15 protein-coding genes and 1 pseudogene are annotated in these 16,826 nt (G+C 45.3%); 3 read left to right on the top strand and 13 right to left on the bottom strand.

Annotated elements, in window-relative coordinates:
• Positions 1–6: 6 nt before the first annotated feature.
• The 9 genes and pseudogenes from tgt to safA all read right to left on the bottom strand — a co-directional run.
• Positions 7–1,146 carry a tRNA guanosine(34) transglycosylase Tgt gene (gene tgt / locus Q8G36_RS03125; protein ID WP_076365000.1) on the bottom strand — a complete coding sequence of 380 codons (1,140 nt, stop codon included), beginning with the start codon at positions 1,144–1,146 and terminating at the stop codon, positions 7–9.
• Positions 1,147–1,182: 36 nt separating this feature from the next.
• Positions 1,183–2,211, bottom strand: a complete 1,029-nt coding sequence (gene queA / locus Q8G36_RS03120; protein WP_305158937.1) for a tRNA preQ1(34) S-adenosylmethionine ribosyltransferase-isomerase QueA — start codon at positions 2,209–2,211, stop codon at positions 1,183–1,185.
• Between the two features lie 38 nt (positions 2,212–2,249).
• The gene (locus tag Q8G36_RS03115) at positions 2,250–2,456 is read right to left on the bottom strand and encodes a DUF2905 domain-containing protein (RefSeq protein WP_305158936.1); all 207 of its coding nucleotides are present in this window, start codon (positions 2,454–2,456) and stop codon (positions 2,250–2,252) included.
• Positions 2,453–3,451 (bottom strand): Holliday junction branch migration DNA helicase RuvB, encoded by a 999-nt coding sequence (gene ruvB / locus Q8G36_RS03110; protein ID WP_305158935.1) that lies wholly within the window; start codon positions 3,449–3,451, stop codon positions 2,453–2,455. The genes Q8G36_RS03115 and ruvB overlap by 4 nt, the downstream gene beginning before the upstream one ends.
• A gap of 11 nt (positions 3,452–3,462) precedes the next feature.
• Complete coding sequence (gene ruvA, locus Q8G36_RS03105) at positions 3,463–4,077, bottom strand: Holliday junction branch migration protein RuvA (RefSeq protein WP_305158934.1); 615 nt, start codon at positions 4,075–4,077, stop codon at positions 3,463–3,465.
• A 328-nt stretch (positions 4,078–4,405) separates the two neighbouring features.
• A complete protein-coding gene (locus Q8G36_RS03100) occupies positions 4,406–4,915 on the bottom strand; it encodes a BofC C-terminal domain-containing protein (protein WP_370694011.1) in 510 nt (169 codons plus the stop codon).
• Between the two features lie 100 nt (positions 4,916–5,015).
• The gene (locus tag Q8G36_RS03095) at positions 5,016–5,615 is read right to left on the bottom strand and encodes a YhcN/YlaJ family sporulation lipoprotein (RefSeq protein WP_305158932.1); all 600 of its coding nucleotides are present in this window, start codon (positions 5,613–5,615) and stop codon (positions 5,016–5,018) included.
• A gap of 102 nt (positions 5,616–5,717) precedes the next feature.
• Positions 5,718–6,680 (bottom strand): phosphotransferase, encoded by a 963-nt coding sequence (locus Q8G36_RS03090; protein ID WP_305158931.1) that lies wholly within the window; start codon positions 6,678–6,680, stop codon positions 5,718–5,720.
• A gap of 2,472 nt (positions 6,681–9,152) precedes the next feature.
• Positions 9,153–9,297: pseudogene (gene safA / locus Q8G36_RS29125) on the bottom strand (SafA/ExsA family spore coat assembly protein); the annotation flags it as partial.
• A 276-nt stretch (positions 9,298–9,573) separates the two neighbouring features.
• Between safA and ypfJ the strand changes: the two are divergent.
• Positions 9,574–10,419 (top strand): KPN_02809 family neutral zinc metallopeptidase, encoded by an 846-nt coding sequence (gene ypfJ, locus Q8G36_RS03080; RefSeq protein ID WP_305158929.1) that lies wholly within the window; start codon positions 9,574–9,576, stop codon positions 10,417–10,419.
• A gap of 89 nt (positions 10,420–10,508) precedes the next feature.
• Here the strand turns inward: ypfJ and nadA are convergent, their stop codons facing one another.
• Genes nadA through nadB form a run of 3 tightly spaced genes read right to left on the bottom strand, consistent with a single transcriptional unit; the run spans position 10,509 to position 14,027 of the window.
• Entirely contained in the window at positions 10,509–11,615 is a 1,107-nt protein-coding gene (gene nadA, locus Q8G36_RS03075; RefSeq protein WP_305158928.1) for a quinolinate synthase NadA, read from the bottom strand.
• On the bottom strand, positions 11,612–12,463 hold the full coding sequence (nadC, locus tag Q8G36_RS03070) for a carboxylating nicotinate-nucleotide diphosphorylase (protein ID WP_305158927.1): 852 nt from the start codon (positions 12,461–12,463) through the stop codon (positions 11,612–11,614). Before nadC ends, nadA begins: the two co-directional genes overlap by 4 nt.
• Positions 12,444–14,027, bottom strand: a complete 1,584-nt coding sequence (gene nadB / locus Q8G36_RS03065; protein WP_305158926.1) for an L-aspartate oxidase — start codon at positions 14,025–14,027, stop codon at positions 12,444–12,446. The genes nadC and nadB overlap by 20 nt, the downstream gene beginning before the upstream one ends.
• Positions 14,028–14,130: 103 nt before the next feature.
• On the opposite strand from nadB, the gene Q8G36_RS03060 reads away from it, so the two are divergent.
• A complete protein-coding gene (locus Q8G36_RS03060; protein ID WP_305158925.1) occupies positions 14,131–15,258 on the top strand; it encodes an IscS subfamily cysteine desulfurase in 1,128 nt (375 codons plus the stop codon).
• Between the two features lie 49 nt (positions 15,259–15,307).
• Positions 15,308–15,838 (top strand): transcription repressor NadR, encoded by a 531-nt coding sequence (locus Q8G36_RS03055; protein WP_305158924.1) that lies wholly within the window; start codon positions 15,308–15,310, stop codon positions 15,836–15,838.
• Between the two features lie 52 nt (positions 15,839–15,890).
• Here the strand turns inward: Q8G36_RS03055 and Q8G36_RS03050 are convergent, their stop codons facing one another.
• Positions 15,891–16,586 carry a DUF6944 family repetitive protein gene (locus tag Q8G36_RS03050; protein WP_305158923.1) on the bottom strand — a complete coding sequence of 232 codons (696 nt, stop codon included), beginning with the start codon at positions 16,584–16,586 and terminating at the stop codon, positions 15,891–15,893.
• Between the last annotated feature and the right edge of the window lie 240 nt (positions 16,587–16,826).

The raw sequence follows: 16,826 nt of genomic DNA, 5'->3' as shown, positions 1-16,826 counted from the left end.
ATGGAATTAGAAGTTTCTCGCATTTGGTTCATTGAAACCATACTGCTCAAAAAACTCTTCCCTAAAGTCTCCAAGACGATCTTCTCGAATAGCTTGTCTGACCTGTTCCATCAAGTTTAACAGAAAATGAAGATTATGGTAAGTAGTAAGACGAATCCCAAAGGTTTCTTCACATTTAATCAAATGGCGGATATATGCCCGGCTATAATTCTTGCAAACATGGCAATCGCAATTTTCATCGATTGGACCGAAATCGCGTGCATACTTCGCATTTTTAACAACCAGCCGCCCATTGCTCGTCATGAGCGTACCATTACGCGCAATTCGCGTCGGCAGTACGCAGTCAAACATATCGATACCGCGGAGTGCACCATCGATCAATGAGTCCGGTGAACCGACTCCCATAAGGTAACGCGGTTTGTCAGTTGGCAGCAGCGGACTTGTAAACTCAAGGACGCGGTTCATGATATCCTTTGGTTCCCCTACGGATAGTCCTCCAATAGCATAACCCGGGAAGTCAAGGGAGACAAGGTCTTTTGCACTTTGTTTGCGAAGATTTTCAAACTCCCCGCCTTGAACGATTCCGAACAGCCCTTGATCATTTGGACGCTCATGTGCATTCAAACAGCGTTCCGCCCAGCGCGATGTCCGTTCAACCGACTTCTTCATATACTCTTCAGTCGCCGGAAATGGCGGACATTCATCAAATGCCATCATAATATCGGAGCCAAGCGCATTTTGTATTTCCATCGCTTTTTCCGGAGATAAAAATAATTTATCGCCATTCAGATGGTTCCTGAAATGCACACCCTCTTCTTCAATCTTGCGGAACTCGCTCAAACTGAAGACTTGAAAGCCGCCTGAGTCGGTCAAAATCGCACGATCCCAGTTCATGAACTTATGCAATCCGCCAGCTTCCTTGATGATTTCATGCCCCGGACGCAGCCATAGGTGGTACGTATTGCTCAGGATGATGCCTGCCCCCATTTGTTTCAAATCTTCCGGGGACATCGTTTTGACAGTAGCCATCGTTCCAACCGGCATAAATGCCGGCGTTTCAAAAGAACCATGCGGCGTATGGACCCGGCCTAGCCGTGCCCCTGTCTGTTTACATGTTTTGATTAACTCATATCGTATTGCAGTCAACGCAATAACTCCCTTCAAGAGCTTCTCACTCTTATATTACTTAATGAACATTGCATCTCCAAAACTAAAGAACCTGTATTTTTCTTCCACAGCCGTTTCATAGGCATGAAGGACATGCTCCCTGCCTGCAAGTGCAGAAATAAGCATGATTAAAGTCGATTTGGGCAAATGGAAGTTCGTTATCATCGCATCGATCCCTTTGAACTCATAACCAGGATAAATGAAGATGCTCGTCCAGCCATTCTCTTCCTTGAAAACCCCATCATTGCGGGACGCAATCGTTTCCAATGTCCTTGTGGACGTAGTGCCGACCGTAATGATTTTCCCGCCTTTTTCTTTCACATCATTCAGTAATCTGGCTGTGCCTTCCGTCATTTGATAAAATTCCGAATGCATTTCGTGGCTGTCAATATCGTCGACACTTACTGGACGGAATGTACCAAGCCCAACATGCAGCGTGATGAAGGCGATGTGGACACCCATCCCTTTAAGTTTCTCAAGCAAATCCTCCGTAAAATGCAGGCCAGCGGTAGGTGCCGCTGCAGATCCCCGTTCACGCGCATATACCGTTTGATAGCGGTCCTGGTCGTCGAGTTGTTCCTTGATGTATGGAGGTAATGGCATTTCGCCAAGCTTCTCCAGTATTTCATAAAATATGCCTTCATATTTAAATTCAAGGATTCGGCCGCCATGCTCGAGTACACCTGTACAGACGGCACTCAGCTTACCATCGCCAAAAACGATTGTCGAGCCTTCTTTAATCCGTTTGGCCGGCTTCACAAGCGTTTCCCATACATCGTCATGCTCTTGCTTAAGGAGCAATACTTCGATTTTTGCACCCGTTCCTTCTTTACTGCCGTATAGTCGGGCCGGAAGCACTTTCGTATCATTCAACACCAGGCAATCTCCCGGTTTGATATATTCCGTGATATGGCTGAATACATCATGCTGGAGCTTACCGGTTTCTTTGTCCAGTACCATCAATCTACTTGCTTCCCTATCTTCCAAAGGAACTTGGGCAATCAGTTCCTCCGGTAAATGAAAATCAAACATATCCAATTTCATCTGTTCCACTTCCTTACGTGTCTATCAAGCTGTAATCATTATTTAAAACGGCCGATCAAATAAAAAATCGCGGACAACACAACACTGACGATGATTGATGTAACGATAGGAAAGTAAAACGTCGTATTCCCCTTTTTCAGAAAAATATCTCCCGGCAGCCTGCCGAGATGAATATATTTCATCGCAAAACCAATCACGAATATAATCACACCCAGAATCATGACCACCTTTGGTATATTCATCATTCAGGCATCTCCATTCCAAAATGCTCATAAACAAGCGGTGTTGCCATCCGGCCTCTTGGGGTACGCTGAAGAAAACCGACTTGTAACAGATATGGTTCATACACATCTTCGATCGTATGTGCCTCTTCGCCAATCGTTGCAGCAATCGTTTCCAGCCCCACGGGTCCGCCACGGAATTTTTCAATGATCCCTTTAAGTAATTTATGGTCAATATGATCGAGTCCTAAACGGTCGACCTGCATTAATTCAAGCGCATAATCGGCAAGCTCGGCCGTTATCGTACCATCACCGCGTACCTGCGCGAAATCCCTGACCCTCCGTAAAAGCCGATTGGCAATTCTCGGGGTGCCCCTTGACCTTCTTGCAAGCTCGGCCGCTGCTTGATCATCCATTTCCGTATCCATGATTCTTGCTGTACGGATGATGATATCAGTCAAATGGTTTTCCGTATAATATTCAAGTCGGCTCAAAACGCCAAAACGATCCCTGAGCGGTGCAGATAGTGAGCCTGCCCGTGTCGTGGCCCCTACGAGGGTGAACGGCGGCAAATCGATCCTGATCGAACGGGCTTCCGGTCCCTTACCGACTACAATATCGAGACAAAAGTCCTCCATAGCCGGATATAGCACTTCTTCAACGACACGAGGAAGACGGTGAATCTCATCAATGAACAATACATCACCTGGTTCAAGTGCACTCAAAATGGCCGCCAGATCTCCCGGCCGCTCAATGGCGGGACCGGAAGTCGTGCGGATATTTACACCCATTTCATTGGCGATGATGACGGCAAGCGTCGTCTTTCCAAGACCAGGCGGTCCATATAAAAGTACATGATCGAGCGTTTCTTCACGCATCCTTGCCGCTTCGATGTATACACTTAAATTCGCTTTCACTTTATCCTGTCCAATATATTGCTTTAAGTTTTGCGGCCGCAGGCTTTGTTCAAAGGACAGTTCGTTCAAATCGGCTTCCTGATTGAATATTCTCTCCTCCATTGCGCCACTCCTTATCTTAACATCATTTGCAATGCTTTCTTAATATATTGCTCGGTCGTCATATCTTCAGCCTGCAATTTCTTGGCAACCTTTTGGATTTCCTTTTCGGAATAACCAAGAGCCTTCAACGCAAGAATGGCTTCATCCAATTCCTCCGTATAACCATTTGGACTGATTGCAGCCGTGACGCCTTCGTTAAACAAGCTTGGAAACGCATCCGGAATAATGTTCTCAAGTTTTCCTTTTAAATCGAGAATCATCTGCCGTGCCGTTTTCTTTCCGACTCCCGGGAATTTCACCAAAAACGATTCATCTTCATTTTCGATCGCCTGTACCACCTGATCAACCTGGCCTGATGCCAATATGGCTAGAGCACCCTTCGGCCCGATTCCGGTTACATTCAATAATTTTGTGAATAACGCCTTTTCTTGCCGAGTCTGAAATCCGTATAATGCAGCCATATCCTCACGAACATAATGATACAAGAAAACTTGGATTTCTTTCTGGTATTGAGCGGAAAAAATAAAAGGATTCGGTGTCATCACTTGATATCCGATCCCCCCATTTTCCACAACTATGTATTCAGGCCCAATATAATCGACCTTGCCTTTTATATAATCATACAAATTAATTCTCTCCCTGATTTTGCTGTACCTCTCATTTTATCATAAAAAGGGAAGGTTGTTCATTAAAAGTTATTTAGTAATCGGCAAAGACTTTTCACAAGGATTTCCGGGTGTTACCATCATCCTTAAAACAAAGTCGATTGGAACGGGTGTACGAGACTTACGCGTCCACGGGAGACCCCACAGGCGCAAAAGCGCCGAGGGCGGACCGCCCGTGGAGTGCCTGCAGTGGAAATCAACGGTCAAATTGTAAATACTAAAAAAACTGTAGACAAACTCCATTATTATCGAGTTTGTCTACAGTCTGAAGGATGAGTGCCATCCCATCCTAGTTTACCGAATATGGCTCATATTCTTTAATGAGCTGTTTATATTGGTCTTTATTCATGATCGGAATCCCTTTTTGCAGTTCCTCCTGCTTGTATGCTTCAAGTTTACCAATGTCTATTTGGTAGAAAGTATGAATGATCTTGGCGTGCTCAGGCCTACCGATAAAAATGGATAACGTACCATCTTCCCTCATCCCAAGGTAACCATTCGCTTTTAAAAGCGGGGATATGTCATTTTCAATTTTCTTCATGACAATCCGCTCTTCATTTTGATCGACTACTTTCCATCCTTCATATTTTGCCCAAAAGTCCTCCATCGACCAAATTGTTTCTGTCAATTTCTCTTCACTTAACTCGCCATCCAGATACATACGCTGAAGAATGACCTTCCTTTCAATTGGATCATTTTCCTTTTGAACCGTTTCTTCGGCAAAAACGGTTAAGCAAAATGGCAATATGAAAAGTATCATGAAAAATTGGATTCTAAGTTGATTAATCAATATACTCACCTCTTAAGGCGTTTACTTTTTATGTAGTTTGACCCAAATAAAGATTATTAACCAGAAAAAAACCAAAAAGAGCTGACTCCATACCGGGTCAGCCCACTAATTATTTTAAGTGATTTTCGTGGATGTTAAGGTTATCGAACATGTCATTGGCATCCAAAATGATCATTTCCCTCGTATCGCCATCCCGAAGATTGTTATCAAGTGTCATCGTCCTGAAATAGACACCTTCATCGGTGGTGACATATAGGGTACGGCCATTGGTAAGCGGTCCGATTTCCTTCTTGATTCTTTGTTTAACATCTTTTGCTTGGCTGTAGTCATCAAGCAGCAAGGCAACCAGCATTTCGTCTTTCATAATGATTGTCCGGGCATCGCTAACCGGCTCCACTTTATTGGCGACACCATTGACTCTGTCGGCTAAAGAGCCTTCATAAGAATTATAATAAGATGATTTTGCCTTTAGCGGCTTACTTTCATGTCCATGGTAGTTACGGTCACTCGTACTGTACGCATCATCTTTATTGTATAAACCTTGCACCATATTCTCATAATTGATGTTTCGTACCAATGCATCTTTTTCATGGTACCCTGTATCATTCGTGATATTTTCATTTTCCGCTGTATCATTATTAGCACATCCAACCAAACTGACGGCGGCCAATACCGTACAAAGCGGCTGTGCCCATTTTATTTTCTGCACCAATAACCCTCCCATTGCAATAGAATGAGCTATATTCCGCTCATAATTAGCATGGGTGTCTAACGGGAAATGTACTCTGTAAGATACGGCCATAAACCCGTTTTAATTCCTATTAAGGGAAGAAATCCTTTTCGCCAATTTTTCATTCATCTCCATCCGCTCCGAAAAACCTTCCACGGACATTTTCCAGACCGAATGAAGCTGGGAAGAACTTTTATTAAGACGATTCCATTCACGGAAAATATCGGTAGGATAAGTTAAAGCATATAAAAAGGCAAGGTCTGACTGATACCTTTGCAATTGCGGCACTTCCCACAGCTCGGTGGCCGCATCTTCCAAATGATGCGAAATTCGATTTGCATACTGTAAATAATCAATGCACCTCGGGGCATTTGCCATTAAGTCAAAATCGATTAAAGTCAAAGTGCCGTCCGCTCTCCGCAAGAAATTATGGTGGGCACAATCACCATGAATGATGACTTTCTCTTCCTTATTCCATAAAGACTGATTTTTATCAAACCCCTCTAGCGACCATTCACCCCACCTAATCCATTCATTGATAATATCTTCGGAAACATATTGGCGAACATAAGAAAAGTTCTTTTTAAATAGTGATAAGCGTTCTTTCCACTTTTTTGATTGATTGAACACAGGCGCGTTAATGGTGATATGTTCCGACACATCATGGAAGCTTTCCAGTAACTGAATGCCCTCTAAGCGGTCCTTATGATTGGAAAATCTGAATTTTTTCTTACTCGGCGGAAAATAGTCCATACTGCCATACCATTTTCCCTTAAATTGAAAGGGCATTAAATTCTGATGAATATAATACGTTTGATGAAATCCCTTTTGTTTTAACAAAGAAGTCAATTCTCTTTGCCGATCCCATTTTTCAAAACTGTCGAATCCTTTAAGGATCATTGGATGACCCTTTTCAAAAGTTATTAAATAGACACTGCTTTGGATATGGTGGACATTCTTTGGCTTACGATTTAAATAAGAGAGGAGACGAGTGTTAAAAACACTGTCTCCTTGATAATTAGTAGTCATCGCTTTCATCTGCATATGTCGGTATCCCGAATGTTTCAGGTGCACGAACGCCCCCGAATTCGCCTGGCTGGCCACCCATTTGCCCAGGTAACATAGCTTCAGGTTGCCCCCCAAACTGACCGCGCATCATGACAGGCGGACCACCGAATTGTCCCGGCATCATACCTGGCTGGCCTCCATTTTGACCGCCCATCATGTCAGGCGGACCACCAAATTGTCCCGGCATCATACCTGGAGGACCTCCATTTTGACCGCCCATCATGTCAGGCGGACCACCAAATTGTCCCGGCATCATACCTGGAGGACCTCCATTTTGACCGCCCATCATGTCAGGCGGACCACCAAATTGTCCCGGCATCATGCCTGGAGGACCTCCATTTTGACCGCCCATCATGTCAGGCTGACCACCGAATTGTCCCGGCATCATACCTGGCTGGCCTCCATTTTGACCGCCCATCATGCCTGGAGGACCTCCTATTTGACTCTCCTTTATGCCTGGAGGACCTCCATTTTGGCTGCCCATCATCATCCCTGGCTGACCTCCGTTTTGGCTGCCCGGCATCATTCCTGGTTGGCCACCGTTTTGACCGCCCATCATCATCCCTGGCTGACCTCCGTTTTGGCTGCCCATCATCATCCCTGGCTGACCTCCGTTTTGGCCGCCCATCATCATCCCTGGCTGGCCTCCGTTCTGGCCGCCCATCATCATCCCTGGCTGACCACCGTTTTGACCGCCCATCATCATCCCTGGCTGGCCACCGTTCTGGCCGCCCATCATCATCCCTGGCTGACCTCCGTTTTGGCTGCCCATCATCATCCCTGGCTGGCCTCCGTTTTGGCCGCCCATCATCCACGGCTGACCTCCATTTTGGCCGCCCATCATACCTGGTTGGCCTCCGCTTTGGCCACCCATCATCCACGGCTGACCTCCGTTTTGGCCGCCCATCATCACTGGCTGGCCACCGTTTTGGCTGCCCGGCATCATCCCTGGTTGGCCACCGTTTTGACCGCCCATCATCATCCCTGGCTGACCTCCGTTTTGGCTGCCCGGCATCATGCCTGGCTGACCTCCGTTTTGGCCGCCCATCATCATCCCTGGCTGACCTCCGTTCTGGCCGCCCATCATCATGCCTGGTTGACCTCCGTTTTGGCCGCCCATCATCCACGGCTGATCTTCGTTCTGGCCGCCCATCATCATGCCTGGCTGACCTCCGTTCTGGCCGCCCATCATCATCCCTGGCTGACCTCCGTTTTGGCCGCCCAACATCATGCCTGGCTGACCTCCGTTCTGGCCGCCCATCATGAATCCTTCATATTGTGGAGCCGATTCTACTGACTCTTCTTCATTTTGATATTGCATCTCTATTCCCATCTGAGACTCTTTAGGTGCCATCCCTGGGTATGGGGCCTGTTGCTGTGATTGAACGGATTGATATTGGTGATCCATTTTTTTGTTTCCTTGATACTGCCCTTTCACTTCCGGCCCATAAGTTCCAAGTAACCCCTTATTACAGCCGCAATCTTCCTCTTCCTCACCGGCAATCTGGGAATAATGCTGAGGGAAGTTTTGATTGTATGAAGAAGGCGATTCGCCTGGTGACTCATAATCTTGTTGCATATATGAACCTGCTACTTGAGCTTGTTGATTCATCCCTCCATAAAAATGGTGCGGAACCGGTGCGGAGGCTTGATATGGATAATATTGCTGGCTTGGTGCATTCATGCTCGCCCCTTGGACGAATCCTTGATCCATCATTTGCATGTCAGAAGATTCTCCCCAAATATCAGAGCTCTCATCCATCATTTGATAACCATATGTTTCCGGAGCCGCCTGATACCCTTGAGCGCCTTGATATGGGGCTTGCATCCCCTGCATGTGCATATGCGCCCACGGTGGCGGCTGAATACAATAACCGCTTCCAGGCAGGATTGGCGTTACTGGAATACAATCATCCTCCGGCTCACTATATTCCTGAGCTGGCTGTACAGCTGGCTTTTTCTTCTTCTTTTTAGTGACTGCAGGCTCTTCTTTCTTCTTTGGCAAAGGTGGTGGTGCAGGTGGCTTTTGAACACTCATATTGGTCATGTTGACCATATAATAATTATTGATATCGATTTCCGGAATCACCGGCATGGGTACCGGCACTTCTTTTGGAACGATTTTTTGCTTTTCTTTAATGATTGGCTTAGGCTGTACGATCTGCTGCTCTTTCTTAACTGGCTGTTGAACGATCTGCTCTTTTACTGGTTGTTGAACGATTGGTTGCTCTTTTACCGGCTGTTGAAATTTCGGCTGCTCTTTTATCGGCTGTTGAAATTTCGGCTGTTCTTTTTTCGGCTGTTCTTTAACAGCCGGTTTTTGCATAATTTGCTGCTCTTTCATAGGTGCTGGCTGAGCCTGGTACGGTTGAATTTGGGATTCTTTCATTCCCGGTTGAATATTCACGTTTGGTTTAACCGTTTCTTTTATTACAGCTCCGGAAGCCCCTGGTATTTTAATTTTCATTCCGGGCATCATCATGTCCGGGTTGCTCAATTGCGCGTTAACTTTTTTAAGTTCATCAAAACTGACGCCGTATTTTTTGGCGAGTTTCCAAAGTGTATCGCCTTTTTGGACTATATGAATTTTCACGCTGTTAACCCCTCCTGTGCATATGTCCATATATTCTATGAAGCAGTGGGTGAATTGCTATTATTTTTATCATGAAAACTTATGCTTGAAAAATGACTTTTATGATTGGATCAATGATTTAGGGAAATGGAAGTTACTTTTTGGGAGAGGAAACCCATGTTATGAAACGCTTCTTTCAAGCTTCTGTCTAAACTCAGGGAAATCAGGGTATAAGAAAGTAAATGACCTAAGGCTTTGTCTTCAGGTACTCATCTTACATCCCTGGGGGGAATAATAATGAAATGGAAAGGTAGACAGGGCAGCTCGAATGTCGAGGACAAAAGACGCATGAGCGGAAAAGGCATGGCCGGAATAGGCGGAGGGGTCGGATTGGTAATTGTCTTGATCGTGACGCTCCTTGGCGGTAATCCAAGCGAATTGCTAGGCAGCTTGAATTCTACTGAATCGAACAATGGCAGCACTTATGTCGAAACTGATGAAGAGAAGGAACTTGCGCAGTTCGTATCTGTCGTCCTTGCAGAAACGGAGCAGGTCTGGACAGAAGAATTCCGTAAAAATGGACTGGAATATAAGGAACCGAACCTTGTCCTGTATTCAGGTAGTGTCGAATCGGCATGCGGGATGGCAGCTTCTTCGGTAGGGCCATTTTATTGTCCGGGTGACATGAAATTATATATTGATCTCAGCTTTTATCAAGAGTTGAAGCAAGAATTCCAGGCACCCGGGGATTTCGCCATGGCCTATGTCATTGCACACGAAGTCGGACATCACGTTCAGACACTTTTAGGGACAACGGAAAAGGAAATGCCCGATCGTTCAAAGGTCAGCGAGACCGAATATAATAGGTTTTCTGTCCGTCTTGAATTACAGGCTGATTATTTTGCTGGAGTTTGGGCACATCATGTCCAAGGAGAGAATTTGCTTGAAGAAGGCGATCTTGAGGAAGCCTTGAATGCAGCAAGTGGTGTGGGGGATGACCGTATCCAGGAAAAGGCACAGGGGTACGTGGTTCCAGATAGCTTCACGCACGGTACATCCGAACAGAGGAAACGGTGGTTCAATAAAGGATTTAAATCCGGTGATATGAATGAAGGCAATACTTTCAAAGCGAATAACCTTTAAAAGTTCTTACCTGTTTAGATTACAAAAGAAAAAAGGGGGTCTTATCCCCCTTTTTCTTTTGATCCAAAGTCTTTTTAGAAAGCACTGACTCAAACGCGTTCCAGCATTCTGTTTAAAGCTAGGATGGCATTATCCGCAATGCTCTTCTCCACTTTTATCGGATTGATGATTATCCCTTCTTCAATGGATTCAAGCGCCCACAGCAGGTGAGGCAGATCAATCCGGTTCATTGTAAGACATGGACACATATTCGGATTTAACGAGATGATGTTCTTGTCAGGATTATTGGCGATAAGTCGCTTGACAAGGTTCATTTCCGTGCCGATTGCCCAGGAACTACCTGGTTCGGCTCTTTCGATCATATTTATGATGTATGATGTAGAACCCGCATAATCTGACAGGGCGACTACCTCACGTCGACATTCGGGATGAACGATGATATTCATTTCCGGCTGCTCCGCTCTAAGCGTTTCAATATTCGCCGTAGTGAAATTTTCATGGACTGAACAATGTCCTTTCCAAAGAAGTACCTTCAGATTTTCGAGTTCCCCTTCATAGATCAATTCATCCTTATGCGGATCCCAGACAGCCATTTCATTCAATGGGATTCCAAGGTCAAAGGCTGTATTCCTCCCGAGATGCTGATCGGGAAGGAAAAGGATTCTTTCTTTTTGCGAGAGGGCCCAGGAGACCATCCCTTGTGCATTGGAAGAAGTCACCGTAGCCCCGCCATTTTTCCCCACAAAAGCTTTGATGGCCGCAGTGGAATTAACATAAGTTAGCGGAAGGATCGTATCACCAAATAAATCCTGAAGCTTTGTCCACGCCCGTTCCGTTTGTTCAATATCCGCCATATCCGCCATGGAGCAGCCTGCACGCATGTCAGGAAGGATAACCGTCTGCCCTTCTTCCGTCAAAATATCGGCTGTTTCAGCCATGAAATGCACGCCACAAAACACGATATAATCCGCTTCGCGATTTTGCGCGGAAAGCTGAGCCAATTGAAGTGAATCCCCCGTTGAATCCGAAAATTGAATGACTTCCTCCCTTTGATAATGATGGCCTGGGATATAAAGGCGGTTCCCCAGTCGTTGCTTGATGTCATGGACCCGATTCTCCATCTCTTCCTTTGTCATCGTTTTATACTTTTCAGGTAATACATTTCCTGCTGTTTTAGCCATCTCCAATATGTTCATTTCAATATCCCCTCACGTTCTTTGACCTTTGCGCTAATATCAAGTGCCCTGACACTGTGCGTCAAGCTGCCCAACGAAATATAATCTACCCCTGTTTCCCGATATGAGGCTAGATTGTCTAAATGGATCCCTCCAGAAGCTTCAGTTATGATGTGGGCGGGAACCAATTTAATCAGTTGCTTGATTTCTTCGGGGCTCCGGTTATCGAACATGATGATATCTGCACCGGCTTCCACTGCTTCAAGCACCTGTTGTGGTGATTCCGTTTCCACTTCCACTTTAGTGGTATGTCCCAGTTTGGATTTAACCGTTTGAACCGCTTTCGTTATGGACCCAGCGAAAGAAATATGGTTGTCCTTTATCATGACTGCATCATACAGACCATAACGGTGATTGAATGCCCCGCCGGAACGGACCGCATATTTTTCGAGCATCCGCAGGCCTGGTGTAGTTTTCCTCGTATCACAAGCTCTCGTCTTCGTCCCCGCTAAAATCATGGCAGCTTTATGAGCCTGTGTCGCAATGCCGGACATACGCTGCACTAAATTCAAAACGACCCGTTCCCCTTTTAAAAGGGAGGCCATATCGCCGGTCATTTTTGCAAGCTCCTGTCCTTCTTCAAATACTTCTCCATCTTGAACAAAAAGGAAAACCTCGATTTGCTCATCCAACAACGCAAATCCCGTCTTGATGACGTCCCCTCCGCTAAAGACCCCGCCTTCTTTTGCGATGAATGTCAAAGTTCCTTGTTCACCTTGATCAAAAATCGTATCACTCGTTACATCGCATTCCCCTATATCTTCCATTAAAAATTGTTGCAGCATCTGCTTAAGCTTCAATATATTCATATAGTCGTCTCCCTTTCACTCGGTATTTCACATCCGTGCAAGCAAGGATAACCGAATTTTCAAGCCATTGGGTGTCATCTTCGCTTGGATAGTCACTGCGGAAATGACCGCCCCTGCTTTCCGTCCTGGTCAATGCGGATTCGGCAATCAGCCACGCCACGATTATGCTATTGATTTTGGTTATTTCTTGTAGCGATAATGCCGTTACTTCCATCTGCAGCAATTTTTCGATAGTAAATGTCTCAAGATAATCCTTCAGTCGAGTTAAACCCGCTTCATTTCGAACGATTCCCGCTTCGTTCATTAATTTTTCCTGCAATGTCGTGAGATCAGGTAAAAAGGAAAATGGACTGGAACTCTTGGACTGCTCTTTTTCTTCCGGTATCGACCTTGCCGGCACTTTAGCAAGGAAACGGCCAAGCGCATTTCCAAAAACCAGCCCTTCGAGAAGGGAGTTGCTTGCCAATCGGTTTGCACCATGTGCACCCGTGCATGCCACTTCACCAACTGCATACAAAGAGGGTACTGCGGTTTGCCCCGATTCATCCACTTCAATCCCTCCCATTAGAAAATGGTTTCCAGGTGCAACGGGGATTTTCCCCAATTGAAGGTCCAGCCCGCTTTTTTCACATAATGAGCTCACTGTCGGAAAACGATTTTTAAAATCCTTAATCATCGAAATATCCAAAAATACCTTTTCACCGCGCTGCAAATAAGAAAAAATCGTTTGTGCAACAATATGCCTTGGTGCTAGATCTTTCAAGCTATGGACATCCTCCATGATCGGCCTTCCCATTTCCGTCACTAATCTCGCACCATCCCCGCGGACCGCTTCTGAAACCAGCCCTTCCGCTTTGCCATTTACAAAAAGCAGGGTCGGATGGAACTGTATGAATTCCATGTCACGAACTTTTGCACCGGCCTTGAATGCAAGTGCGATTCCATCACCTGAAACCGTTTGTGAATTTGAAGTGAAATGGTATAGGGAACCACAGCCGCCTGTTGCCAAAACCGTCTGTTCAGCATGATAGGTAACAAGTTCCCCTGACTTATCAAGTGTTTTGACGCCTATGCAAGAATCATCTTCCCCGATGATCAACTCCACTGCGGCAACATTCTCCATTACAGTAATCGATGATTTTTTCAAGCACCCTATAAGATGTTCCATGATGTACTTTCCTGTAGCATCCCCATGACTATGAAGGATTCTTCGTTCACTGTGGGCGCCCTCCATGCCAAACAATAGAGTTCCGTCATGGTCATGGTCAAATCGCATACCCGATTCAATAAGTTCAGCTATAACCGAAGGTGCCTCTTCAACGAGTTTTTCCACTGCCTTCACCTTGTTGTATCGCTGACCAGCAGCCAGCGTATCTTTTTTATGAAAGGATACTCTATCACGATCAGATATTGCAGCAGCAATCCCGCCCTGAGCCAAATAGGAATTACTATCACGGATACTTGATTTTGTGATGAGTATCACATGCTTATGTTCACTAGCTTCCAATGCCGTTTTCAAGGCAGCGATCCCGCTGCCTATCACGATGATTTCCGCCTTTACCATTATTTCATTCCTCCTGTTTATGACAGGTGTCTTGACAACTATATTTACATATTATTAAACTATTATCAAGAGTTTTTTAAGTTTAAAGGATGGAAGTGATTTCTTGATTTATTTGGATTACGCCGCAACAACTCCGATTGATGAGGAGGCTCTCGACGTATACAGCCAAGCATCCCGGAAGTTTTTCGGGAATGCGAGCAGTTTGCATGATATCGGCTCTGAAGCGGCACGTTTATTGGATATGTCACGGCAGCAACTCGCAGAAATGCTGAATATAAAAAAGGAAGGAATCATCTTTACGAGCGGCGGATCAGAAAGCAACATGCTTGCCATTGATACATTCATCGCTTCGAAACCATCCTGGCAGAACCACTTGATTGTAAGCCGAACTGAACATGCATCTCTTGCCAATTTCGTGGCAAAGCTTGAACAAGATGGCTTCGAGGTTACTTATTTACGGCATTTGGAAGATGGCCGTGTTGATATTGAACATCTGCAGGAATGTATGTCGGAGAGAACATGCTTGGTCATTGTCCAACATGTGAATTCGGAAATCGGGGTCATTCAACCCATTGAGCAAATAAGTGAAATCGTTCGAAAACACCAGGCTTTTTTTCATGTGGATTGTGTCCAATCATTTGCTAAATTACCGCTTGGGAAGATAGCTGCCTCATGTGATGGACTATCCATTTCCAGTCATAAAGTTTATGGTCCAAAAGGGACTGGGGCCGTCATTTTCCCGGCCATCCATCAGTTGAAGCCTTCGGTACCGAATATCACTCATGAATATGGTTTCAGACCAGGGACAGTGGACGTCCCCGGAATCGCTTCCTTCGTAACCGCTGCTAAGAAATTGGGGGATATCATGGAAGATGAACGAAAACGGATTTCCACACTTAGGATGCAATTGATCCAACGGCTAACGGAAAGGAAAATCGATTTTCAAATCATCGAAGCAAAAAACGAGCAATTGCCTCATATTCTGGCGCTGACCTTCGCTGGATTGCAAGGACAGTACATCATGCTGGAATTAAACCAGAAGGGATTCGCTGTTTCGACGGGAAGCGCCTGTCAAATCGGTAAACAGGATCCTTCAAAAACGATGATGGCCATTGGGAAAAGCGAAGATGAAGCCCATCAATTCGTCCGCTTTTCCTTTGGTAAAAACACGACGGCCGACGACATTCACAAGTTGGCAGACTGCATCGAAGGAATAGCTGCCATTCGATAAAACCCTCCAATCTGTGTTAGAATGTTTGTAATTAAAGAGGTGAATGTTTATGGAAAGAAAGAAATTACTCGGGGAAGAAAGACGGACGAAACTCTTACATTTATTGCAAAAAAGCGCGGAGCCTGTAACAGGCAGCGAGCTTTCGCAGATCACGAATGTAAGCCGGCAGGTTATCGTTGGTGACATAACCCTCCTGAAAGCGCGGAATGAACCGATCATTGCCACGAGCCAAGGCTATCTGTACTTACAAACGGGGAGCACTCAAAAGCCGGAAAGGATCATTGCTTGCCAACACGATCCTTCCCGGACCCAAGAAGAGCTATATTTACTCGTGGATATCGGCATCACGGTGAAAGATGTCAAAATCGAGCACCCCGTATACGGCGACCTAACCGCTTCCATCATGGTCAGCAGCCGTAAAGAAGTCCAGCAATTCCTTTCAAGGGTGACGGCAACGAACGCATCTTTTTTATCGGAACTAACGAGCGGCATCCATCTCCATACACTGAGCGCATCATCTGAAGAACTGCTCGACGAAGCGGAGTGTGCTTTGAGGGATGCCGGCATTTTAGTCGATTGAATTAATGAAAAATCCTCAAAAGCCATATCTTTTGAGGATTTTTTTTTTGGCCTTATGCCCAATCATCATTGGCATTACCATCATTTGAGCTGCCATCCCCGGAGTTTTCTTCACTTCTCAACTGCCCGATAAGACTGATGACGGAACCGACCGCCTGAATCCAGCCTCCCATCACTTGAATCAATTCAGCATCAGATGACTTCTCTTCCAAATCAGGATATTGATATTTTTGCAGTTCCTGCTCCTCCTTATCTTGTTCTTCTTGCTCTTGATCCTTTTCTTGGTCTTTATCTTGAACACTATTTTTAAGTTCGGCAATTCCACCAATCGCTTGCATCGAATTCCCAATCGCCTGCAACAAATTTCCCGTAACATTGAAGGCCTGCTCCGGTTCATCCGGATTTTCGTATGCCCCCGCCAATGCGGTACCTCCGCCCAACGCCTGAATCAGATTACCTTTAATGATCAATTCCTGTTTGGTTACTTCATCGAAATCAATGACCAATCCTAAGATGACCGTCGAATTCCCGATCGCCTGTAATACATTACCGATTTTATTCAGTGACCAGGTTTCTTCTGCGTCCGCCAATATGGCATTTCCTGTTGCTTGAAGTTCATTTCCAATCAAATCCAACTTTTCACGAAATTCTTCGTCCAAGACATTTGATGGGGTACCAGCAACAGCAGAAATGACGGTTCCTATCGCTTGGGTCCAGGAACCGAAAGTTTCTTTGAATTGACTATCCATCTCTGCTGACCACCACCCTCTCCCTGCATTTTTGATTTAAAAAAGGTGCATCCACTGATTTAGTCATCAAGGTATGTATTACTGTTCCTATTTCCGAATGTGGCCTACCGGGATTTACTTATTGTATTTGCGTTCATCAGAATCGGTGTTTTTTTCATCCAGAACCATGTCCTCTTTTTATCATGAAAAACTTTCTCCCCTCATCCTCAAAACCAAAAAATGAATGCATTCCTTTCTTGC

Source organism: Peribacillus frigoritolerans, assembly GCF_030676415.1.
In the GTDB taxonomy this organism is placed as follows: Bacteria; Bacillota; Bacilli; order Bacillales; family DSM-1321; genus Peribacillus; species Peribacillus frigoritolerans_A.
The sequence above is the reverse complement of the archived record's forward strand: the minus strand, read 5'-3'. Positions and strand labels throughout refer to the sequence as shown.